We start from the raw sequence: 22,942 nt of genomic DNA on the forward strand, positions 1-22,942 counted from the left end.
TGAGCGGTATTCATGCTGGAAGGCTGGCGAGGCGCGCGCGGATGGCTGCTTCTATAGCGGGTGCATCCAGACCGCATTCGGCAAGCATCTGCGCTGGTTTGGCGTGCTCGACGTAGTAGTCCGGCAGGCCCAGATTCAGCATTGGCTTGAGGATACCCGCGTGGGCGAGGAATTCGTTGACCGCACTGCCGGCACCGCCCATCACACAGTTCTCTTCAATCGTCACCAGCAACTCGTGACTGGCTGCCAGTTGGCGCACCAAGGTCTCGTCCAAGGGTTTGACAAAGCGCATATCCACGACCGTTGCATCCAGGCTTTCACCGACCTTAAGTGCTTCGCTCAGTTGTACGCCGAATACCAGCAAGGCGACTTTGCTGCCTTGGCGGCGGACGATGCCTTTGCCGATTTCCAGTGGCTTCAAGCTTGCTTCGATAGCCGCATTAGGGCCACTGCCGCGCGGGTAGCGCACCGCCGCCGGACCGTCGAACAAGTGGCCGGTGGTAAGCATGCGGCGCAGCTCGTTTTCATCGCTCGGCGTCATCACCAGCATGCCGGGGATGCAGCGCAGGTAGGAAATATCGAAGCTACCGGCGTGGGTCGGGCCGTCTTCGCCGACCAGGCCCGCGCGGTCGATGGCGAACAGCACATCAAGGTGCTGCACCGCCACATCGTGGATCAGCTGGTCATAGGCGCGCTGCAGGAAGGTCGAGTAGATCGCCACTACGGGCTTGGCGCCATCGCAGGCCATGCCGGCGGCCAGGGTTACGGCGTGTTGTTCGGCGATGGCCACGTCGAAATAGCGCTCGGGATAACGCTCACTGAACGCCACCAGATCCGAGCCTTCCTTCATTGCCGGAGTAATGCCGACCAGGCGCGGGTCTGCCGCGGCCATATCGCACAGCCATTGGCCAAATACGCTGGAGTATTTCGGCCCAGAGGCTTGCTTGGGTTGCGCTGCTGGCGCGTTGATCGGCTCCAGCTTGGTGATCGCGTGATAGCCAATCGGGTCAGCTTCGGCTGGGGCAAAGCCCTTGCCCTTCTTGGTTACCACATGCAGAAACTGCGGGCCGTCGAGGTCGCGCATATTACGCAGGGTGGCGAGCAAAGTCGGCAGGTCGTGACCGTCGATCGGGCCGATATAGTTCCAGCCCAGCTCTTCGAACAGGGTACCGGGCACCAACATGCCTTTGGCATGTTCTTCGGTCTTGCGCGCGATCTCCCAGGCGCCTGGCAGGCGCGAGAGGATCTTCTTGCTGCCCTCGCGCATGCTGGCGTAAGTGCGGCTAGAGAGGATTTTGGCCAGGTAGTTGGACAGGCCGCCAACGTTCTTGGAGATCGACATGTCGTTGTCGTTGAGGATCACCAGCATGTTGGCGCTGACGTCGCTGGCGTGGTTCAGCGCCTCGAAGGCCATGCCGGCGGTCAGGGCGCCGTCGCCGATGACTGCCACGGCCTTGCGTTTGCTGCCCTGAATGCGCGCGGCAATGGCCATGCCCAGGGCCGCGCTAATGCTGGTGCTGGAGTGGCCAACGCCGAAGGTGTCGTATTCGCTTTCTGAGCGGCGCGGGAAGGCGGCGATGCCATCCTTCTGCCGCAGGCTGCCCATCTGCTCGCGGCGGCCAGTGAGGATCTTGTGCGGATAGGCCTGATGGCCGACGTCCCATACCAGGCGGTCGTCCGGGGTGTCGAAGACGTAATGCAGGGCTACGGTCAGTTCGATCACGCCCAGACCTGCGCCGAAATGCCCGCCCGTCTGCCCGACCGTATACAGCAGGTATTCGCGTAGCTCGTCGGCCAGGGTTTCCAGCTCGGCTTCGCCCAGGCGGCGCAGCTCGTCCGGCGTATTGGCGCGGTCTAGAATGGGCGTCAGCGGGCGCTCACGGGGAATCTCGTGGAAGGTCGTCGGCATCAGGCAGATCGTTATAGGTGTAAAAGATGCGGCAGTTTACCCGATGCGCCGGAAACTGCCCAAACATGCTTCGGCCAGGCCGCAACCAATGAATTCGTAGGACGGATGGGGCTGCATAGGTGCTAACCCATCGGGCACGGTGAAGGGCTGTCACCCAGCCTACGGATTGCTGCCCTCTACCAGGTATCCACTGTGCGCTTCTTGCCTTCGCGAGGCGCGGAGCGGGGTGCGGCATTTAGCCCGCGTAGCAGCCAGGCGCGGGTTTCCACCGGGTCGATGACCGCATCGATCTCCAGAAAGCTGGCCATATTGATGCCCTTGCCGTTCTGGTAAGCCTTGGCCACCAGCTTGTCGAACAGCTGCTGGCGCGCGTCGGGCTCTTCGATAGCCGCCAGCTCCTTGGCAAAACCCAGACGCACGGCACCTTCTAGGCCCATCGCACCAAACTCGGCACTGGGCCAGGCGATAGTAAACAGCGGCGAATGGAAGCTGCCGGCGGCCATGGCTTGCGCGCCGAGGCCATAACCCTTGCGCAGCACCACGGTGAAAAACGGCACCGTCAGGCTGGCGGCGGCAACGAACATGCGCGACACGTGGCGCACCGTGGCCTGTTTTTCTGCCTCGGGGCCTACCATAAAACCGGGCGTGTCGCACAGCGACAGCAGCGGGATATCGAAGGCATCGCACAGCTGCATAAAGCGCGCGGCTTTGTCGCCGGCCACTGCGTCGATGGCACCACCCAAGTGCGCGGGATTGTTGGCCAGCAAGCCGAAGGGTTTACCTTCAATGCGGATAAATGCGGTGATCAGCCCCGGGGCAAGCTGGCGGCGCAGTTCCAGTACCGAGTCGCGGTCGGCCAGGGTGGCGATGACCTGGCGGATGTCATACACGCGCAGGCGGTTCTCAGGGATGACATGCCGCAGCTCGCGCTGATCGGCGCATTGCCAGTCGCTGAGCGGGCCCTGGAAGTAGCTCAGGTATTGCTTGGCGACCTGCACGGCCTCGGTTTCATCCGCCACCAACACATCGATGACCCCATTGGGCCCCTGCACGCTGACTGGGCCGACCTGTTCCGGTTTGAAGCTGCCCAGGCCGCCGCCTTCGATCATCGCCGGGCCGGCCATGCCGATGGTGGCGTTCTCGGTGGCGATAATCACATCACAGCAACCGAGCAGGGCGGCATTACCGGCAAAGCAGCGCCCAGACACTACGCCGACCAGCGGCACCAGGCCGGAGAGTTTGGCCATGCCGACAAAGGTGTGGCAGTCCAGCCCGGCCACGCCGACGAAATCGGTATCGCCGGGGCGACCGCCGCCACCTTCGGCAAACAGCACCAGCGGCAAACGCCACTGCGCGGCGAGGCCGAGCATGCGGTCGGTCTTCTTGTGGTTCATCACGCCTTGGGTGCCGGCGAATACCGTGTAGTCGTAGGCGATGGCCATGCAGCGCGCGGCTTCGCTGCCGAATGTCTCCGCGTTGACCGTGCCGATGCCGGCGACCAGGCCATCGGCAGGGCTTTGTTCGATCAGCTCCTCCAGCGAGCGTCGGCGGCGTTGCGCGGCAATCGCCAGAGCGCCGTATTCGCTGAAGCTGCCGTCATCCAGCAGCTCGGCAAGGTTCTCGCGCACCGTGCGCTGGCCGGTTTTGCGCCGCTTGGCCACGGCCTGCGGGCGGCGTTCGTCACGGGTCACGGCATGGCGCTCAAGCACCTCGGCCAGGTCCGCACGAATATGCTCCAGGTCCAGGCTTTGTTCGTTTTGCTGGTTGGCGGCATCGACCTCGGCGGGTTCGATAAACAGCAGCGCTTGGCCTTCATTCAATGCGCTGCCGATCTGCACCGCCAGTTGGCGGACGATGCCGCTGTGGCTGGCGCTAACCACGAATTCCATCTTCATTGCTTCCAGCACGGCGATGCTCTGGCCGACCGCGACGGCATCGCCCTCGGCCACCTCCAGGCTGACCACCACGCCGGTGCTGTGGGTTTGCAACGGCAGGCAGCCCGGCGGTGTGTCTTGTACTTGATTGCTGGCTTGGCTAGTTGCCTGAGTATCGGCAAAGAAGTGATGCGGATGGGCTTGGGGCTGCGCTGCCAGCAGCTCGCTCAGGTGGCTTTCGACAAAGCGCGTGGTCAGTTGATAACTCGCCACTTGCGGTAAACGCAGCAGGTTTTGCAGCAGGTGCAGGTTGTTCGCCACACCCTCCAGGCGGAACTCGCATAGCGCGCGGTAGGAGCGTCGCAGGGCGCTGGGGAAGTCCGGCGCGTGGACGATCAGCTTGGCCAGCAGCGAGTCGTAGCTGGGGCTGACCGGATAGCCGGCGTAGCCGTAACCATCCACGCGCAGGCCAGGGCCGCTGGGCGGTTGGTAGGCGCTCAGAGTGCCGGCGGCCGGACGCGTGCTGCCATCGGTGTTCATGCTTTCCAGGTTGATACGCAGCTGCACGGCGCAGCCATTGACGGGCGGCGGCTGCAGCAGGCCGAGGTTGGCGAGTGACTGACCGGCGGCGAGCTTGAGCTGGGTGTGCAGCAGGTCAACACCGGTGACCTGCTCGGTGACGGTGTGTTCGACCTGAATGCGCGGGTTGGCCTCCATAAAGTAGAAGCGCTCGGGCCGCTCGGCATCCAGCAAAAACTCGAAGGTGCCCAGGCCTTGGTACTTTGCCGCTCCGGCCAGCTTTAGCGCGCAGGTGATCATGCGCTCGCGGGTGGCGGCGGGTAGGTCCGGGCTGGGGGGCGATCTCCACCAGCTTCTGCTGGCGGCGTTGCAGGCTGCAGTCGCGCTCCCACAAGTGGCTGACCGCGCCGCTGGCATCGCCCAGTACCTGTATTTCGATATGCCGGGCCTGGCTGACCAATTGCTCGATATACAGCGCGTCATTCCCGAATGCAGCGCGGGCTTCCGATTGGCAGCGGGCAAAGGCTTCGTCCAGTTCATCGGCTCGCAACACTGGGCGCATACCGCGGCCACCACCGCCGGCCAGGGCTTTAAGCATTACCGCGCCATGTTCGGTGAAGAACCCGTGGGCTTCGGCAAGGCTGATTGGTCGATTAACCCCCGCCACCATCGGCACCGCGCAGCGTTCGGCTAATTCCCGCGCCGCTGCCTTGTCGCCAAACAGCTGCAGAACCTCGCTGCTGGGGCCAACAAAACACAAACCGGCGGCCTGGCAGCGGCGGGCGAACTCGGCGTTTTCCGCGAGAAAGCCGTAACCCGGGTGCACGGCATCGCAGCCCTCGGCTTGGGCGATGGCGATCAGCTGATCCATGCCCAGATAGGCCGCTACGCCACGGCCGTTGAGGGCGACGGCGCTATCAGCTTGGCGCACATGCAAGGAGGCTGCGTCATCTTCGGCGTACACCGCCACAGAGCGGATGCCCAGTTCACTGGCGGCGCGGGCGATACGGATGGCGATTTCGCCACGGTTGGCGATTAGCAGAGCGGCGAAGGGCGCGGTGGTAAAGGGCATGGTGGCTCCAGATTTTTATTCTGCGAGCCATCTTAGGCGCTCTGCGCGCGAGGTAAACCAAGCCTTAGCGGCTGAGGGTTGGGCTATTGATGTGGGTGATAAGGGGCGGGGTGATCGCGGGCTTGCCCGCGATGGGGATTACGCAGGCTTAGCTGCGGCGTTCGACGATATAGCGCGCCAGGTCTCGCAGCGGCTCAGCGGCCTGGTCGAACGGGCGCAGGGCGTGCAGGGCTTGATCGCGGAGCTCCAGAGCATAGGCCTTGGCTGCGTCAAGGCCGAGCAATGCTGGATAGGTGGGTTTGTCGTGGGCCTGGTCCTTGCCCTGAGTCTTGCCCAAGGTGGCGGTGTCACTTTCCACGTCGAGGATGTCGTCCTGCACCTGAAACGCCAGGCCGATGGCACGGGCATAAGCGTGCAGGGCTTTCAACGCGTGTTCGTCCGCCTGACCGCTGGCCAAGGCGCCTAGTTGTACGCTGGCTTCGATCAAGGCGCCGGTCTTGTGCCGGTGCATGATTTCCAAGGCGTTCTGGTCGAGCTGCTGGCCCACCGAACCGAGGTCGATGGCCTGACCGCCGACCATCCCCGCCGGGCCGGCGGCGCGAGTCAGGGCACTGAGCATGGCCAGGCGCAGGTCGGCGTCATGCGGGTTATGCGTAGCGTCGGCGAGTACTTCAAAGGCCAGGCTTTGCAGGCCATCGCCGGCGAGAATCGCACAGGCTTCATCGAAGGCGATATGGGTAGTGGGCTGGCCGCGGCGCAGGTCGTCATCGTCCATCGCCGGTAGATCGTCGTGGACCAGAGAGTAGGCGTGGATCAGTTCCACCGCGCAGGCTGCGGCATTGGCGCGCTCAGGCTCACCGCCGAGGGCTTCGCAGGCGGCGTAGGCCAGGAGCGGGCGCACGCGTTTGCCGCCATTGAACAGGCTGTAGCGCATGGCGGCATAGAGGCGTTCCAGCTCCGGGCGTGGGCTGCTCAGGAGGTTTTCCAGGGCGGCATCGACGCGGCTTTGGCAGCTGCTCTGGTAGGCCGCAATCATGCCTGCTGATCCGCGTCGAAGGGGGCTTCCTCCAGCTCGCCGTCGCGCTCCATCAGTATTTGCACTTTCTGTTCGGCCTGGGCCAGGGCGGTCTGGCAATCGCGGGTCAGGCGCACGCCTTGCTCGAAGGCGGTCAGCGAGTCTTCCAGCGACAGCTCGCCGTTTTCCAGACGTTCGACCAGGTTTTGCAGATCGGTCAGGGATTGCTCGAAGTCGAGCGCGGCTTTTTTGCGGGCGGCCATGGCGGATATCTCGGGGTAGATCGGGGAATCGGGACCGGCGCGACACTAGCAGAGCAGGGCCTGGCGGGCAAATCAGCGGGCGGCATGCGGGCTTACCGGGAGGGGCTTTCGCTATGGCGCCTGCTTCGTCCAACCTCCTGCATTCATGCAGACGTTCGCGGCTCAAGCGCTTCCCTCCGGGTTGGTAGCCCGCTCGGCTGTCATCCGATCACGCCATAACCGCGTGCCATCAGTACCGCTAGTAATGGGATGGCGAGAAGAAGCGCCAGTTCCAGGCGAATCACCGTGATCACCAGGCGCGCCTTGGCTGCGCTGACTTGCGGCACTTCGCCGGCCTTTAAGCTGTTGCGCCAGTTGAGGAATACAAAGGTCGGTACCGCGGAAATCAGCCCAACCAGAATGAATAGACCGACTTTGGCGTGAAACAGGCTGTTGCTCAGGTAATAGTCCAGGCCTTTGCCGTACCAGAGCACCCGTGCCAAGCCGGTAAACAGCACCACGCCGGCGCAGATGCCATAAGCGATGTCGGTGATGATCAGGCTGCGTGCGCGGCGCAGGTCCAGCGGCAGTTTGAATTGCACATGCTCGATGCTGAGCAGGGCGAATAGCAGAAAGATCGACAGGTAATGCAGGTACGCGGCAATTGCTTGACCCATGCAGGAGTCCCTTCACGTGGTTGATTAGTTAGCTGGCGAGTTCGACCCGGTTGCGGCCGTTGCCTTTGGCCTGATACAGCGCCTGGTCAGCGCGGTTCAGAGTGGCTGTCGGGAGCTCCAGAGGGTTGCGCAGGGCTGCGCCGATGCTGATGGTCAGGTTGAGTTGCAGCTCGTCGATGGTCACCGGCTCCTTGTTCAGGGCGCTACGAATGCGCTCGGCGATCTGCAGCAATTCATGCTGGTCGTGTACCTGCAGCAGCACCACGAACTCCTCGCCACCGCTGCGCGTCACCACATCTTGCGGGCGCACGGCTGCGCTGATCCGTCGCGCGGTTTCCCATAGCACCTGATCGCCAGCGGCATGGCCGTGACTGTCGTTGACCTTCTTGAAGTAATCCAGGTCGCAGAACAGCACGCCGAGCTGCAGGCCGAGGTCGTCGGCCTGTTCCTGCTGCTTGGGCAGAAAGTGGTTGAGGCCCGCGCGGTTCCACAGCTGGGTTAATGGGTCGAGCATGGTCTTGCGCTGTTCACGGCTCAGCGCCGCGCGCAGCTGCGCGGTCTGCTCGCTGATGTGACGCAGCTTGAGGTAGCCCTCGACCAGCACGGCCATGTCGATAAACAGGCGCAGTTGTTTGTCCGTCAGCTGTCGCGGGGCTGGATCGATCATGCACAGGGTGCCCAGCGGCTGCCCCTCCTGAGAGAACAACGGCTGTCCGGCATAGAAGCGGATATGCGGGTTGTTGAGCACCACGGGATTGTCGTGAAAGCGCAGGTCGTTGTAAGTGTCTTCGACCACCAGCGGGCGGGTGCCGAGAATGGCGTGAGCGCAGAAGGAAATGGTGCGCGGCGTTTCGGTGATCTCCAGGCCGATGCGCGATTTGAACCACTGGCGGTCATGGTCGATCAGGCTGACCAGTACGGTTTTAACTGCGAAGACCTCGCGCACCACCTTCACCAGGGTATCCAGGTAAGGGTCTGCTGGCGTGTCGATCAGCTCGCTATCATCGAGGATCTGTTGGCGCAGAACTTCATCGTGGGGCATTTCAGGGATGAGCATGGGTTGCTCCTGATTGGCTGGGGGCGAACCATTGGTCTGCACGGGTCAGGCGGTAAGCATAGCCACCCAGGCACAGACTGCGCAGCCCCATAAAACATAGGAAAGCCAGCCATAAGCCCTGGTTGCCGAGCGGTTGTAGCGCCCAGGCCAGCGGCAGGCTGAGTAGCAGGGCCAGGAGCATGGCATCGCGCATTTCACGGGCGCGCGTGGCACCTATAAACAGGCCGTCGAGCAGGTAGCTCCACACCGCAATCAACGGCAGTAGGGCGAGGTATGGCAGGTAGGTGAATGCGGTCTCTCGCACCACATTAATGCTGGTTTGTAGCTCGATAAACCAGTGCCCGCCGAGCATAAAGAACAGGGCAAACGCCAGGCTGGCGAGCAGCGACCAGCCCCCCGCGACGATCAACGTGCGGCGCAACGCCCGGCGATCACGGGCCCCGAGGGCATGGCCGCACAACGCTTCCAGCGCATGGGCCAAGCCATCAAGGGCGTGGGCGGTCAATAACAGACCGTTGAGGAGCAGCGCATTGGCTGCCACGGTGGCATCGCCGAGGCGTGCGCCCTGCATAGTGATCAGAAAAAACACGGCTTGCAGGGCCAGGGTGCGGATGAAAATGTCGCGGTTAACGGCCAGCAGCGGTCGCCAGTTCAGCCAGCGACGCAGGGCTGCCCAGTCCAGCGTGCCGGCATAGGCGCGCAGGGCGCGGCGGGCCAGGTACAACCCGAGCAGTACACCGCTCCATTCGGCAATCACCGAGGCCCAGGCCGCGCCGGCCACGCCCCATTCCAGGCCGAGGACAAACCATAGATCAAGCGTGACATTCAGCAGGTTGGTGGTCAGCAAAATGGCCAGTGGGCCCCGGGCGTTTTGCGTGCCGAGTAGCCAGCCGACCAAGGCATAAGTGGTCAGCGCGGCGGGTAGACCGAGTAGGCGGATATGCAAATAGCTACGCGCCAGCCCGTCGAGTTGTGCAGAAGGATTCATCAACCCGAGTGCGGCGTCACTCAGCGGAATCGCCAGGCTGATCAGCAGCACCGCCAGAAGCACGCCGAGCAGCAGGCCTTGCAGCAACACCTGGCGCAGTGCGCCGCCATCACCGCGTCCGGCCGCTTGGGCGCTGAAGCCGGTAGTGCCCATCCGCAGGAATCCCACCGTCCAGGCCAGCAGGGTGTAGAGGCTGCTACCAACGGCTACGGCCGCCAGTTGATGGGCATGCGGCAAATGGCCGATCACTGCGCTGTCGACCAGTGCGACCAGCGGCACTGAGATATTGCTAAGGATCATCGGCGCAGCCAGCGCCCACACCCGTTTATGGGTGGGCGCATGCTGCCAGGCGTCACGTATGGCGTTTATCAACTGCACTCTCAAACTTGATTGGCGATAACTGCAACGAAATGCGCGGGCGCGTGTCACAGGCGGGTTATTAAACACTGATCGGCTGGCGTGCGCTGCCCAGCAATTTTGCGTGCGCATGCTTAGTGGTCGGTTAGCGCCTCGACTATAGTGTCAGGCCTCTGCACCTACCCTTGTTGGAGCCCGCAATGCCGAAGAATGGACTGCTTCTGGCACTTGTCCTGAGCCTGCTCAGCGCCTGTGATTCATCCACCCCTGGGCCTGCCGAAGTAACGGCGACCCAAGCGACTCCCGTCAGTAGCGAGGCAGCCAAGCCGGCGGTCGACCGCAAGGCGCTGGCCGAACGTTACGCCGGTCGCGAACTGACCGTGGTGGATGTCTCGGAAGTGCAGCTGGAAGGTGCCAGCACACTGTCTGTCAGCTTCTCGGTGCCGCTTGACCCCGAGCAGAAACTCGCCGAGCGCCTGCACCTGGTCGATAGCAAAGACGGCAAGGTCGATGGTGCCTGGGAACTGACGGACAACCTGATGGAAGTGCGCCTGCGCCACCTGGAGCCGCAGCGCAAGCTGGTGCTGACCGTGGATGCCGGTCTGCTCGGGCTGAATGGCAAGAGCCTCGCCGCCGAGCAGGTCACCCGCCTGGAAACTCGCGACCTGCAGGCCAGTGTTGGCTTCGCCAGCCGTGGCTCCTTGCTGCCCACGCGCCTGGCCGAAGGTCTGCCGGTGATCGCGCTGAACGTCGACAAGGTGAATGTTGAGTTCTTCCGCATCAAGCCCGAATCGTTGCCGGCCTTCCTTAACCGCTGGGGCCGCTCGAGCAATCTGGATAACTGGGAAGCCCGCAGCCTGCTGCCGATGGCCGATCTGGTCTACGGTGGCCGCTTCGACCTGAACCCTGCGCGCAACACCCGCGAAACCCTGCTGCTGCCGATTGCCGGCCTGGAACCGTTCAAGCAGCCCGGCGTTTACCTGGCAGTAATGCGTGAAGCCGGCAGCTACAACTATTCGCAGCCGGCCACGTTGTTCACCCTGAGTGATATCGGCTTGTCCGCGCGGCGCTACCAGAACCGTATCGATGTCTTCACTCAGGCCCTGGCAGGCGGCGATGCGCTGGGCGATGTACGCCTGGAAATCCTCAATGGCGAAGGCCAGGTGCTGGCCGAAGGCAAGACCGACAGCGCCGGCCATAGCGAACTGCCGCTGCCACCGAAGGCCGAAGTGCTGCTGGCTCATCAAGGCGAGCAGACCAGCTTGCTGCGCTTGAACAGCTCGGCGCTGGATCTGGCCGAGTTCGATATTGCCGGGCCTGCCGCCCACCCGTTGCAGTTCTTCGTGTTTGGCCCGCGTGATCTCTATCGCCCGGGCGAAACCGTACTGCTCAATGGCCTGCTGCGCGATGCCGATGGTCGCGCGGTAAAAGCCCAGCCGGTGAATGTTGAAGTGCGCCGCCCGGACGAACAGGTCAGCCGCAAGTTTGTTTGGCAGGCCGATGACGCTGGCCTGTATCAGTATCAGCTGCAACTGGCTGACGAAGCCCCTACTGGGCGCTGGCAGCTGCTGTTTGAGCTGGGTGATGGCAAGCCGCAATTGTATGAGTTCTCTGTGGAAGACTTCCTGCCAGAACGTATGGCACTGGAAATTAAAGGCAGCGAAGAACCCTATGCCCCAGCGGAAAACGCACAGTTCGAGGTCACCGGCCGCTATCTGTACGGCGCGCCGGCGGCGGGTAATCGCCTCAGCGGTCAGCTCTATGTGCGGCCGCTGCGTGAGGCGGTGGCCAGCCTGCCGGGCTACCAGTTCGGCTCGGTCACTGAAGAAGAACTGAGCGAGGACATCGAGCTAGATGAAACCAGCCTGGACGAGCAGGGCAAGGCCAGCCTGGATATCGAAAGCCGCTGGGCCGATGCCAAGTCGCCGCTGCGTTTGATTCTTCAGGCCAGCCTGCAGGAGTCTGGTGGTCGTGCAATTACCCGACGAGTGATTCAACCCGTATGGCCCGCCGAGCGTCTGCCCGGTGTGCGCGGGCTGTTTGATGGCGAGGAAGTGGATGCCGACAGCCTGGCTGAGTTCGAAGTGCTGGTGGCCGACACCGAGGGCAATAAGCTGGCCGCAGATCAGCTCAGCGTGCGTCTGATTCGTGAGCGCCGTGACTACTTCTGGAACTTCTCCGAGAGCGATGGCTGGAGCCACAACTACACCGAGAAATTCCTCACCCTCAACGAAGAAACCCTCAAAGTCGCGGCTGGCGGCACTGCCAAGATCAGCTTTCCGGTGGAGTGGGGCCCGTACCGCCTTGAAGTGATCGATGCGCAAACTGGCATGCTCAGCAGCCTGCGGTTTTGGGCGGGTTACCGCTGGCAGGACAACGCCGACGGCGGCGCCGTGCGACCGGATCAGGTCAAGCTGGCGCTGGATAAACCGGCTTACGCCGATGGCGAAACCGCCCAGGTAACCGTTACCCCACCGTCTGCGGGCAAGGGCTACCTGATGGTGGAGTCCAGCGAAGGACCGCTGTGGTGGCAAGAGATCGACGTACCTGCCGAGGGTAAGACTTTCGACATTCCGATTGCCAAGGATTGGGCGCGGCATGACCTGTATGTCAGCGCGCTGGTGATTCGCCCCGGCGAGCGCAAGAGCAACGCCACGCCAAAACGCGCGGTCGGCTTGCTGCATCTGCCGCTGGATCGCGCGCCGCGCAAACTTGCACTGAGCCTGACCAGCGCCGAGAAAATGCGCCCCAACCAGCCGCTCAAGGTCAAGGTACAGGCGCGTAATGCCGATGGCAGCATCCCGAAACAGGCGCAGGTGCTGGTGGCCGCGGTGGATGTCGGTATCCTCAATATCACCGAGTACGCCACGCCCGATCCATTCGCCAACTTCTTCGGCCGCAAGGCCTATGGCGCAGACCAGCTGGATATCTACGGGCAACTGATCGAAGCCGGGCAAGGCCGTGTGGCCAAGTTGGCCTTCGGTGGTGACGCCGCGCTGGCCGCTGGCGGCAAACGTCCGGATACCAGCGTGCTGATCGTCGCCCTGCAGAGTGAGCCGCTGAAACTGAATGAGCAGGGTGAAGGCGAAGTCAGCCTGAATATCCCCGATTTCAACGGCGAGCTGCGGCTGATGGCGCAAGCCTGGACTGATGACGCTTATGGTATGAGCGAAGGCAAAACGGTGGTCGCAGCCCCGCTGATCGCCGAGCTGTCGGCCCCGCGTTTCCTCGCCGGTGGTGATGAAACCACTCTGGCCCTGGACCTGAGCAACCTGTCTGGGCGCGAGCAGAAGCTGGATGTGCAACTGAGTGCCGAAGGCCAGCTACGTCTGGCGCAGAACCCAGGGGCAGCAATGGCGCCAATCACCCTGGCCGATGGCCAGCGCACCATCTTGCGCATCCCGGTGACCGCCCTTGGTGGTTATGGCCAGGGCCGCTTTACGGTCAAGGTGAATGGCTTGAGCCTGCCCGGTGAAGAGTTACCGCCGTTCAGCCGTGAGTGGACCCTGGGCATTCGCCCGGCCTACCCGGCGCAGCTGCAGCACTTCCGCGCGGTGCTAAAAGGTGACAGCTGGCTGCTGCCAGCCGATGCTCTGAGCCGTTTCGAAACTGCCGGCCTGGAAGCGCGCCTGGCGATTTCCAGCCGTCCGCCGCTCAACCTTGGCGAGCAGATTCGCGCGCTCAAGGCTTATCCATACGGCTGCCTGGAGCAGACCACCAGCGGCTTGTATCCGTCGTTGTACGCAGATGCCGCCACGCTGAAGCGCCTGGGCGTAAAAGCCGAACCAGACGAGCAGCGCAAACGCTCCATCGAGCTTGGCATCGAGCGCTTGCTGAGCATGCAGCGTTACAACGGCAGCTTCGGCCTGTGGGGCGCGGACAGCGATGAGGAATACTGGTTGACCGCGTATGTCAGTGACTTCCTCCTGCGTGCTCGCGAGCAAGGCTTCGGCGTACCCGAAGAGGCGTTGAAAAAGGCCAACGAGCGTCTGCTGCGCTATTTGCAGGAGCGCCAGCTGATCGAGGTCAACTACAGCGATAACGCCAACCACAGCCGCTTTGCCGTGCAGGCTTACGCCGGTTACGTGTTGGCGCGCAGCCAGCAGGCGCCGCTGGGTGCCTTGCGTAGCCTGTATGAGCGACGCAGTGATGCACTGTCCGGTTTACCGTTGGTGCACCTGGCCGTGGCCCTGCAGAAAATGGGTGATCAGCCACGCTCGGATGAGCTACTGACCGCAGGCCTGGCCCGTGGGCGCGAGAGCAATACCTGGTTGGCGGATTACGGTAGCCCGTTGCGTGATCAGGCGCTGATTCTGTCGCTGCTGGAAGAGCATGATCTGGCGAAAAATCGCCGTGAAGAGCGTCTGTTCAACCTCGCCGATGAAGTGGCCAGCCAGCAGTGGCTGTCGACTCAGGAGCGTAATTCGCTGTACCTGGCCGGGCGTAACCTGCTGAGCAAGCCAGAGCCTAACTGGAGCGCCGACCTGCAAAGCGGCAGCCTGGCCTTTGAACTGAGCAATGCCCAGCCGGGCCTCAAGCTTGATGGCAGTGATCTGGCTGCGCCGCTGAGCATCAGCAATTCCACCGACAAACCGGGCGATACGCCGCTGTATCAGCAACTGACCTTGTCCGGCTACCCAAGCCAGGCGCCTGCGGCGGGAGGTGAAAACCTCAGCATCTACCGCGAATACCTGGGTATGGATGGTCGCAAGCTTGACCTGAGTAACCTGCAAAGCGGCGAGCTGGTGCTGGTGCACCTGGCTGTGGCGGCCAAGCAGCGGGTGCCGGATGCTTTGGTGGTCGATCTGCTGCCCGCGGGCCTGGAGCTGGAAAACCAGAACCTGGCACAAAGCTCGGCCAGTCTGGACGATGCCAGCAGCTCGGTGAAGGAGTGGCGTGAGTCGATGCAGAACGCAGCGATCAAGCACCAGGAGTTCCGTGGTGATCGTTACGTCGCGGCGCTGGATGTAAACGGCTACGACACCACCCACCTGCTGTATCTGGCCCGCGCGGTTACGCCCGGCAGTTACCGCGTGCCGCCACCGCAAGTGGAGTCGATGTACCGCCCGAACTGGCAGGCGCTGGGCGAAAGTCCGGGGCGTTTGGTGGTCAAAGAGCGCTAGAACCTGTCTCGGATCTGCTGCGCGTCGGCGATACTGCGTTAAAAGCGGCCTCGGAATGCTCATTTACAACTCGTAAACTCCGCTTCCTCGGCCATTTTTGCCTTGTCTCGCTCTAGCTCGCGAGACCCGAAACAGGTGCTTCGAACGCACAAGGCCCGCCAAATTGGCGGGCCTTGTTGTTTAGCCAGTGTGCTTACAGCCTGTTTCAACGCCGCAGGGCCGACTCGCAGCAGATCGTAGACGGGTTCTTAGCTGATCAGACCACTGAGCAACCACAACCCCAGCACCAGCCAGATTACCCCGGTAATGAACGAACGGCGGATAAAGGCGTGTGCGGCGAGGTAGAGCAGCCAGAGGCCAGCTATCAGAACCACGATGCTGAGCAATGATGGCGTTACCCCCAAAGCCTTGGACATGCCTGTGATAAAGCTGCTGACCGCCCCACCGAGCATGCCGAAAAAGCCACTCAAGCCTTCGACGATAAAACGGATCACCGAGCCGACCGCCTCGCCCAGAGATTCAAAAAAACCTTCTACACCCATAGTTCTCGTTCCACTCGACTCTGCGTTGATTGCTGCTGCGCGCCAGTGTGCCAGTCATTTGGCTAAATGGCAGCGCTACAGACCATGACCCGTCAGCACCGGAAATAGAAAAGCCCCTGCCTCAGCGAGGCAGGGGCTTGTGGCGTAGCCCGTTTCAGTTAAGCAGGGTTGGACAGCTAACACCCACTGCGGCAAAGGCCGCAATGGCATCGGCAGAGCCATAGCTACGGTTTTGCGCCGACTGGATTACGCCGCAGGCACCGCGGTTGAAGTCGCTGGTTTCCGTCCAATAGAAACGGTTGGCATCGACGAACACTTCAAAAGCCTTGCGGGTATTCCAGCCGATTTTCTGGCTAAGCAAGTAGAACGCGCGGTTATACACCCCGCTTGAGTGGTGTACATCCATACCGTCGCGGTACTGCTCGGCGTGGTCAATGGAGCGGCCGTCACGGCTGGGCTGGTTCATATAGCGCAAAGCGCCGTCACCTTTGAAGATGTCGTAGCCGACCTTCCAGTCATTCTTGCCTTTCATAAAGTATTCGGCCGCTTCGCCAGCCATATCAGAGAATGCTTCATTGATGCCGCCGGACTGGTTGCTGTAGACCAATCCCGAGTGCAACTCGGTAAAGCCATGGCTGACTTCGTGGGCGGAGACGTCCAGTGATACCAGTGGGTAGAAGCGATTGCGACCATCGCCGAAGGTCATTGCCTGACCGTCCCAGAAGGCATTTTCATAGCCGTTGCCGTAATGCACCTTCATATACAGCTTGCGGTTGAGTAATGGGCGTAGGCCGCCGAACCAATTGCCATACATCTGGAACACCACATTACCGAAGTAGTGCGCATCGTTCAGCGGCGAGAAAGCACCGTTGATGCTCTTGAAATCGTTGAATGAGCAGGCGAACTGGAAGGGTGTCGTACTGGTGTTACTCAGGCTGTGGTTGAGGTTGACGGTAATGACATTACCGCTGTCCATCTGGCACTTTTTGTTGACCGACAGATACCCGTAGTCCGTTCCATACAGATAGCGGCCACTTTTCAGGTTCCCGCCTGGTCCAGTTGCCTGGGCGTGGTTGATGCCTTCCCATTGATCGAGTAGCTCGCCGCTGTTGGCTTCGATCATAAAGAACGGACGCGATGGTTTGCTCCCAGGGACAAAGAACGACACCACATACGCCAACTGTGCGCGCTGCTGCGCATCAAGCCGTACGACCAGTTCACTCTGTTCGTTCTCGCTCGGCAGGCCACTGGCTTTCAGGCTTTTGGCCATATCCAGAGCCTGTTTGGCACTCAATGTAGGCGTTGCATCGCGGACCAGGTCGCTGCTGATATTGCTGACCAGGCGGCCACTGCGTAGGGGTTGGCTACCATCGGTAAATTCGGTGATGGCTTCGCCCCATACCCGTATGCCTTTGTAGAACTGTTGATAGCGGACCACCTGGGCACCACCAGGCAGTTGCGCGCTCAAGGTTTCGTTCAGTTCGTCTGGTTGCAGGCCGAGGTCGTCATGGATGTCGCCGGCACCGGCGATGCCGGGGCGAGTCGGCAGAGTTGAGAGATCAATCAGTTCAGCCGCGAAGGTGCAGGCGGGGGAAACAAGTGCTGCGAGTAGCAGGGTTTTCGGGAAAATCTTCCTGTGCATTGACGTAGCTCCATTGGGTAAGCGGAGAGGGTGGCTCCGTGAGTAGCCCGTTGCCTGATGGCGATAACGGTTCTTCACTGTTGTCGGCGCGGCGGGTAGCCAAGCGTTAACAGCGAACCCAAGGTATAGGCGTCAAAAATACGAATATCAAAAAAATGACGCAAAAAGATAACAATGGGCGCAAACAGCTCTAGGGCGGTACTTTTGCTCATATGTTTTGGCGGATATGGCATGTTTGTCATGGTGTCGAGCACTTGCGCGCAAGGTTTCGAGTTGCCACCGGTGGCCAGAAATCTTGGGCGCCGCCGCGTATAGTGCGGCGCTTCAGGGATGTGTGTTGAGAGAGGCGCTATGCGTTCTGGGGCAGGTCGGTTTGTGGCAGCGCGTGCTGGTCTGGTGAGGTCTCTGCGCCGCCCCTGGCTGGCTATTCCACTGTGCCTATTGCTGATTCTGGTGGTGGCCGACCGGCTTTTTCCGCTGCCTTTACCGGGCGATGACCTGGCCCGTGTGGTGTTGGCCGAGGACGGTGCGCCGTTGTGGCGGTTTGCTGACCATGATGGTGTATGGCGTTATCCGGTCAGCCCCAGCGAGGTATCGCCCTATTACCTGGAAGCGCTGTTGACCTATGAGGACCGCTGGTTTTACCAGCACCCCGGGGTTAACCCGCTGGCCCTGGGGCGCGCGGCCTGGCAGAACCTCAGTGGTGGGCGGGTGTTGTCAGGCGGTAGCACGCTGTCGATGCAAGTGGCGCGGTTGCTCGATCCGCATGCGCGCAGTTACAGCGGTAAGCTCAAGCAGCTGTGGCGCACGCTGCAGTTGGAGTGGCATCTGTCCAAGGATGAAATCCTAACCCTGTACCTCAATCGCGCGCCCTTTGGTGGCACGCTGCAAGGTGTGGCGGCCGCCAGCTGGGCTTATCTGGGCAAGTCTCCGCGTCAACTGACTCGCGCCGAAGCGGCGTTGCTCGCGGTGTTGCCGCAGGCGCCCAGCCGCTTGCGCCCGGATCGCCACCCCGAACGGGCTCAGGCGGCGCGGGATAAGGTCTTGCAGCGGTTGGCCAGTTTTGGCGTGTGGCCGCAGTCGGCGATCAACGATGCGCTGGAGGAACCGGTGCTGCTGGCCCCGCGTCAGGAGCCACGTCTGGCTCCGCTACTGGCGCGGCGGCTGAATACGCGCAGCAGCCCGCCGCTGATTCGCACCACCCTCGACGCTGCATTGCAGCGCCGCCTGGAAGACTTGCTGCTGGGTTGGCGTGCGCGCCTGCCGGAGCGCACCTCGGCAGCCATTCTGGTGGTCGAGCAGCCGAGCATGGCGGTGCGCGCTTACCTGGGTTCGGTGGATATCGGCGATACCAAGCGCTTCGGTCATGTCGACATGATCAGCGCGGTGCGCTCACCGGGTTCTACGCTCAAGCCATTTCTCTATGGCATGGCGCTGGATGACGGGCTGATCCATTCCGAGTCGCTGCTGCAGGATGTACCGCGCCGTTACGGCGACTACCGCCCAGGCAACTTCGCAGCGGGCTTCAGTGGTGCGGTATCCGCCAGCGAAGCCCTCGCCACCTCACTCAATCTGCCCGCCGTGCAGCTGCTGGAAACCTACGGGCCGAAGCGCTTTGCCGGTGAGTTGCGCAGTGCGGGTGTACCTCTGCTGTTGCCGCCGTTGGCCGAGCCTAATCTGGCACTGATTCTCGGTGGTGCCGGTAGTCGGTTGGAGGATTTAGTCAGCGGTTACAGCTCCTTTGCCCGTGGCGGCAAGGCCGCGCGCCTGCGCTTTCAGCCACAGGATGCGCTGCATGAGCGGCGTTTGCTGTCGCCTGGCGCGGCGTGGATCGTGCGGCGCATTCTCAGTGGTCAAGCGCGGCCGGATCGCGACCCGCGCGCGCAGCTGGTACAAAGGCCCACTCTGGCCTGGAAAACCGGCACCAGTTACGGCTTTCGCGATGCCTGGGCGATTGGCGTGGCACCGCGCTATTTGATCGGCATCTGGATCGGCCGGCCGGACGGCACCCCGGTGCCGGGGCAGTTCGGCCTGGCCTCGGCTGCGCCATTGCTGCTGCAGGTGCATGATCTGCTGGTCAATCGTGACAGTCAGCGTGGGATTGCCTTACCGATTGACCCACAGCCCGCCAGCGTGGGCGTGGCCGCGATCTGTTGGCCGTTGGGCCAGCCGATGGATAACCGCAATCCAAACTGCCGCCGTCAGCGCTTTGCCTGGACCCTGGATGGCACCACGCCGCCGACCTTGCAAGCGCCGGATCAGCCACTGGGCCTGGGGTTGCAAGAAACCATCTGGGTCAACGCCGCTGGACTGCGCGTCGATGCCAGTTGCGCTGATGCCACGGCGCAGCGCCTGGCCTTGTGGCCCGCGCCTCTGGAACCCTGGTTGCCGCGGCGCGAACGCCGCAGTGCGCGCTTACCGGCGGTTGATCCACAGTGTCCGCCGCGGCACGTGTCGGTCGCCGCGCCGCTGTCGATTGTCGGCGTGCGCGAAGGTGACCGTTTGCGCCGCCCGACGGGCAGCGCAGAACCACTGCGGTTGCGTCTGTCGGCCCTGGGCGGTAGTGGTCGGCGCTGGTGGTTTGTCGATGGCCAGCCAATTGCCGAAACCAGCGCCGATGCGCTGTTCAATCACCCCTTCGCGCGCAATGGGCGATATCAGCTCAGCGTGCTGGATGAAAGCGGGCAGACCGCGCGGGTTGAGTTCAGCCTGTCGGACTAACGCGCGACGCAAGGCTGTTCTGGCCATGAGTGACTACGCTATTAGGTAAGGGGCGGCGCACTCTTGTGCCGACCAGTCGCGCAGGGATAGGCGATGTCGAAAAATTGCTACGCAAGCGTCTTCTGCCTGTGCGGGCTGCTGTTCAGCGCGCTGCTCTTGGCAAATGAGTGGCCCGGCCCGAAGCAGGCGCCGCCCGCACGCAGTGGCATGCAGGTGAGTTTTATTGCGGCGGATTTTCGCAACGGCGGGGTGGTTGGCGTGTACCGCAGCTTTGAGCGTGCGGCCAAGTTGCTGGGCTGGCGGGTGCATGCCGTGGATGGCCGTGGTGATCCGGCGGAGATCAAGCGTCTGGCCGCCGAAGTGTTTGAGCGCAAGCCGGATGGCTTGGTACTGGGTGGCTTCGGGCCGGAGTCGCTGGGCGAGTTGCATGAGCTATTTCAGGACCGTGGGATTGCCTTGGTCGGTTGGCATGCAGGGGATCGTCCGGGGCCAACGGACAAGCTGTTCAGCAATGTCACCAGTGATCCTCTGCAGGTGGCCGACCTGGCTACCGAGTACGCGATGCGTGACGGGCCGATCGGTGTGGTGATTTTTACCGACAGCCAGTTTGCCATCGCTACCGCCAAGACCGAGCGCATGGTGCAACGCCTGGAGGCGTGCACGCAGTGCAAGGTACTGAGCGTCGAAGACCTACCAATTGCCAGTGCCGGCAAGGGCATGGATGAGCGCGTGCGTTCGTTGCAGCGGCGATTCGGCGCAGAGTGGAGCCATACCCTGGCGATCAATGATGTGTACTTCGACCATATCAACGTGCCGCTCAATGCCCTCGGACGTAAGGACATTCGCAACATTTCTGCTGGCGATGGCTCAGCCAAGGCGCTGGGGCGTATCCATTCAGGGTTGTCCCAGCAGGTCGCCACGGTTGCCGAGCCACTGGGTATGCAGGGCTGGCAGCTGGTGGATGAGCTGAACCGAGCCTTTGCCGGCCAGTCGCCGAGCCTGTTTGTAACGCCGCCGTTGTTGATTACTCCGCAAGTGTTGCAGGAGTCGGACGACCTCACTATCGCGCTGGACTTCAGTCACGAAGATGCCTATCTGCGGCTATGGCGGCAGGTGAAGTGAGCGGTTGCCGCTGGCTGGTTAAAGCCGGCAGTCGGTGCTGCCGATAGCGTTATACGTCGCAGAACAATTGAGTTTGTATACAAAATTGTATTCAATCTGTGTTTGCAAATAATAACTAGAAGGTAACCTCCATGGGCTTGTGGAAACGCAGCATCCAGTGGCAGCTGATTCTCAGCATGGGCGCCGCCCTGCTCGCCAGCATTCTGATCGTGGTGGGCGTCTACTCGGCGGTGGTCAATCGTCTGACCGAGCGCTTTCTGGTCGAAGAAGCGTTACCGGCGCGGGTGCTGGCGATTCGTAACGACCTGGAGCGGGTGCTGACCGCGCCGATCACCGCCAACGCCGGGATTGCCGGCAATGTCTTTATTCAGGACTGGCTGGCGGCTGGAGAAGATGAGGGCCAGCGCGATGCCGTGGCGCGTTATCTGGAGGGCGTGCGTGCACAGCAGAACGCCATGACCACCTCGATTGCCGTACTGGACAGCGGCAACTATTTCACCGGTGCGGGCCTGGCCCGGGTGATCAGCCGTGATCAGCCGGAAAACCAGTGGTTCTACAAGCTGGTCGACAGCAGCCGCGATCAGGTGCTGGAAATCGATATCGACAAGGGCACGCGGTTGCCGACTCTGTTTATCAACCAGCGGATCAAACAAGGCGGTAAAACCCTCGGCGTTTCCGGCCTGGGTTTCAGTCTGAAAGCGATGTCGGAAATGATCCGCGACTTTCGCTTTGGTGAGCGTGGGCAGGTTTTTCTGATCGATGCCCAGGGCGATATCAAGGTGCATCCGCAGACCGAACTGAGTGGTAGTGGCCGTTTGGCCGAGCTGTTTGGCAAGGCGCCGGCTGATGAGCTGCTGGGCAGCGGCGGCAAGGCGGTGCGTTTCGAGCGTGACGGTGAAACCTACCTGGCCGTGGCGCAGAAGTTGAGCAGCCTGGACTGGCTGCTGGTCAGCGAGGTGCCGGAGGCGGAAGTCTACGCTGAAGCGCGCCAGGCGCTGTTTATGACCAGCGCCATCGGCGTCGGCGTGGCCTTGTTCTTCCTCGGTCTGGTGGTGCTGTTGGCGCGCGGTCTGGTGCGGCCGATCCGTCAGGTGACTGCAGCGCTGGTGGAAATCGGCGGCGGCGGCGGTGATCTGACCCGGCGTCTGGATGAGTCCCGTGAGGATGAGCTGGGCGATCTGGCCCGGGGCTTCAACCGCTTTATCGGCGGCCAGCGCAGCTTGATCAGCGATGTACTGGCGACCAGCGAGCGCCTGCGCGCCTCGGTCAGCCAGGTGGCGCAGGTGGTGGACAACACCGCCGGGCGCTCCAGCCAGCAGCAGGAAATGACCGATATGGTCGCCACCGCCGTGCATGAGATGGGCCTGACCGTGCAGGAAATTGCGCGTAACGCCAGCAGTGCCGCGCAGTCATCGCAAAGTGCTCGGGACGAGGCGCAAGGCGCGCGCAAAGAGGTGCGCCAATCCATCGGGCATATCGAGAGCATGTCCACTGATATTGGCAATGCCGCCGCCGCAGTCACTGAGTTGGCTGAGCAGGTAGCATCGATCGATCAGGTACTGGCGGTGATCCGCGGAATCTCCGAGCAGACCAATCTGTTGGCGCTTAACGCGGCCATCGAAGCGGCGCGCGCGGGTGAGATGGGCCGTGGTTTTGCCGTGGTGGCTGACGAAGTGCGTACCTTGGCCAGTCGCACGCAAAGCTCGACTGATGAAATCCAGCAGATGATTCAGCGCCTTAAGCAGGGCGCGGAAACAGCCGTGAGCTCCATGCATGCCGGCCAACGTGCCACGGGTACTGGCGTCGAGGCGAGTCAGCGTACGGGGCAGTCGCTCAGCGCGATTACCGAGCAGATTGAACGCATCAGTGACATGAATACCCAAGTGGCCACCGCCACCGAGGAACAGTCATCGGTGACCGAGGAGATCAACCGTAACGTGCAGGGCATCGCCGACCTGGCGCATGCCACCGCCGGTGAGGTGCAGGTGTGTAAAGAGGACTGTCAGACCCTGCGTGGCCTGGCCGATGATCTGGCCAAGCAGATGGGCAGCTTCCGTCTTTAGGTGTTATCCGGCGGCACGT

General features: G+C 62.2%; 12 protein-coding genes and 2 pseudogenes. 5 read left to right on the forward strand and 9 right to left on the reverse strand.

Features of this window, described 5'->3' with window-relative positions; genetic code table 11:
• Positions 1-10: 10 nt before the first annotated feature.
• The 7 genes and pseudogenes from dxs to ACIGEK_RS18310 form a co-directional block, all read right to left on the reverse strand.
• Positions 11-1,909 carry a 1-deoxy-D-xylulose-5-phosphate synthase gene (gene dxs / locus ACIGEK_RS18280; RefSeq protein WP_397494684.1) on the reverse strand — a complete coding sequence of 633 codons (1,899 nt, stop codon included), beginning with the start codon at positions 1,907-1,909 and terminating at the stop codon, positions 11-13.
• A gap of 176 nt (positions 1,910-2,085) precedes the next feature.
• Positions 2,086-5,374: pseudogene (locus ACIGEK_RS18285) on the reverse strand (carboxyl transferase domain-containing protein).
• Positions 5,375-5,522: 148 nt separating this feature from the next.
• The gene (ispA, locus tag ACIGEK_RS18290; protein ID WP_397494685.1) at positions 5,523-6,410 is read right to left on the reverse strand and encodes a (2E,6E)-farnesyl diphosphate synthase; all 888 of its coding nucleotides are present in this window, start codon (positions 6,408-6,410) and stop codon (positions 5,523-5,525) included.
• On the reverse strand, positions 6,407-6,652 hold the full coding sequence (locus ACIGEK_RS18295) for an exodeoxyribonuclease VII small subunit (RefSeq protein WP_160016186.1): 246 nt from the start codon (positions 6,650-6,652) through the stop codon (positions 6,407-6,409). The genes ispA and ACIGEK_RS18295 overlap by 4 nt, the downstream gene beginning before the upstream one ends.
• Before the next feature lie 200 nt (positions 6,653-6,852).
• On the reverse strand, positions 6,853-7,308 hold the full coding sequence (locus ACIGEK_RS18300) for a DUF2214 family protein (protein ID WP_397494686.1): 456 nt from the start codon (positions 7,306-7,308) through the stop codon (positions 6,853-6,855).
• Positions 7,309-7,336: 28 nt separating this feature from the next.
• Complete coding sequence (locus tag ACIGEK_RS18305) at positions 7,337-8,365, reverse strand: sensor domain-containing diguanylate cyclase (protein WP_397494687.1); 1,029 nt, start codon at positions 8,363-8,365, stop codon at positions 7,337-7,339.
• A complete protein-coding gene (locus ACIGEK_RS18310; protein WP_397494893.1) occupies positions 8,352-9,722 on the reverse strand; it encodes an MATE family efflux transporter in 1,371 nt (456 codons plus the stop codon). Before ACIGEK_RS18310 ends, ACIGEK_RS18305 begins: the two co-directional genes overlap by 14 nt.
• A 188-nt stretch (positions 9,723-9,910) precedes the next feature.
• On the opposite strand from ACIGEK_RS18310, the gene ACIGEK_RS18315 reads away from it, so the two are divergent.
• Entirely contained in the window at positions 9,911-14,833 is a 4,923-nt protein-coding gene (locus ACIGEK_RS18315) for an alpha-2-macroglobulin family protein (RefSeq protein WP_397494688.1), read from the forward strand.
• Between the two features lie 248 nt (positions 14,834-15,081).
• Here ACIGEK_RS18315 and ACIGEK_RS18320 read toward each other — a convergent pair whose 3' ends face one another.
• Positions 15,082-15,375 (reverse strand): hypothetical protein, encoded by a 294-nt coding sequence (locus ACIGEK_RS18320; RefSeq protein WP_397494689.1) that lies wholly within the window; start codon positions 15,373-15,375, stop codon positions 15,082-15,084.
• Between the two features lie 154 nt (positions 15,376-15,529).
• Entirely contained in the window at positions 15,530-17,017 is a 1,488-nt protein-coding gene (locus ACIGEK_RS18325) for a M4 family metallopeptidase (RefSeq protein WP_397494690.1), read from the reverse strand.
• A gap of 396 nt (positions 17,018-17,413) precedes the next feature.
• Here ACIGEK_RS18325 and pbpC point away from each other — a divergent pair, with 396 nt between their 5' ends.
• The 4 genes and pseudogenes from pbpC (at position 17,414) to ACIGEK_RS18345 (ending at position 22,923) form a co-directional block, all read left to right on the forward strand.
• A complete protein-coding gene (gene pbpC, locus ACIGEK_RS18330) occupies positions 17,414-19,738 on the forward strand; it encodes a peptidoglycan glycosyltransferase PbpC (RefSeq protein WP_397494691.1) in 2,325 nt (774 codons plus the stop codon).
• Between the two features lie 93 nt (positions 19,739-19,831).
• The gene (locus ACIGEK_RS18335) at positions 19,832-20,860 is read left to right on the forward strand and encodes a substrate-binding domain-containing protein (protein WP_397494692.1); all 1,029 of its coding nucleotides are present in this window, start codon (positions 19,832-19,834) and stop codon (positions 20,858-20,860) included.
• A gap of 176 nt (positions 20,861-21,036) precedes the next feature.
• Positions 21,037-22,053, forward strand: a pseudogene (locus tag ACIGEK_RS18340) (cache domain-containing protein); the annotation flags it as partial.
• Between the two features lie 141 nt (positions 22,054-22,194).
• Positions 22,195-22,923 (forward strand): methyl-accepting chemotaxis protein, encoded by a 729-nt coding sequence (locus ACIGEK_RS18345; RefSeq protein WP_397494894.1) that lies wholly within the window; start codon positions 22,195-22,197, stop codon positions 22,921-22,923.
• Positions 22,924-22,942: the final 19 nt, after the last annotated feature.

It is taken from the genome of Pseudomonas sp. NPDC079086 (assembly GCF_044542155.1).
Taxonomy (GTDB): Bacteria; Pseudomonadota; Gammaproteobacteria; order Pseudomonadales; family Pseudomonadaceae; genus Aquipseudomonas.

Coding starts and splice junctions, on each gene's coding strand:
- dxs (WP_397494684.1), bottom strand. CDS start 1,909: ATGCCGACGACCTTCCACGAGATTCCCCGTGAGCGCCCGCTGACGCCC.
- ispA (WP_397494685.1), bottom strand. CDS start 6,410: ATGATTGCGGCCTACCAGAGCAGCTGCCAAAGCCGCGTCGATGCCGCC.
- ACIGEK_RS18300 (WP_397494686.1), bottom strand. CDS start 7,308: ATGGGTCAAGCAATTGCCGCGTACCTGCATTACCTGTCGATCTTTCTG.
- ACIGEK_RS18315 (WP_397494688.1), top strand. CDS start 9,911: ATGCCGAAGAATGGACTGCTTCTGGCACTTGTCCTGAGCCTGCTCAGC.
- ACIGEK_RS18345 (WP_397494894.1), top strand. CDS start 22,195: ATGGTCGCCACCGCCGTGCATGAGATGGGCCTGACCGTGCAGGAAATT.
- ACIGEK_RS18335 (WP_397494692.1), top strand. CDS start 19,832: ATGTCGAAAAATTGCTACGCAAGCGTCTTCTGCCTGTGCGGGCTGCTG.
- ACIGEK_RS18295 (WP_160016186.1), bottom strand. CDS start 6,652: ATGGCCGCCCGCAAAAAAGCCGCGCTCGACTTCGAGCAATCCCTGACC.
- ACIGEK_RS18325 (WP_397494690.1), bottom strand. CDS start 17,017: ATGCACAGGAAGATTTTCCCGAAAACCCTGCTACTCGCAGCACTTGTT.
- ACIGEK_RS18305 (WP_397494687.1), bottom strand. CDS start 8,365: ATGCTCATCCCTGAAATGCCCCACGATGAAGTTCTGCGCCAACAGATC.
- ACIGEK_RS18320 (WP_397494689.1), bottom strand. CDS start 15,375: ATGGGTGTAGAAGGTTTTTTTGAATCTCTGGGCGAGGCGGTCGGCTCG.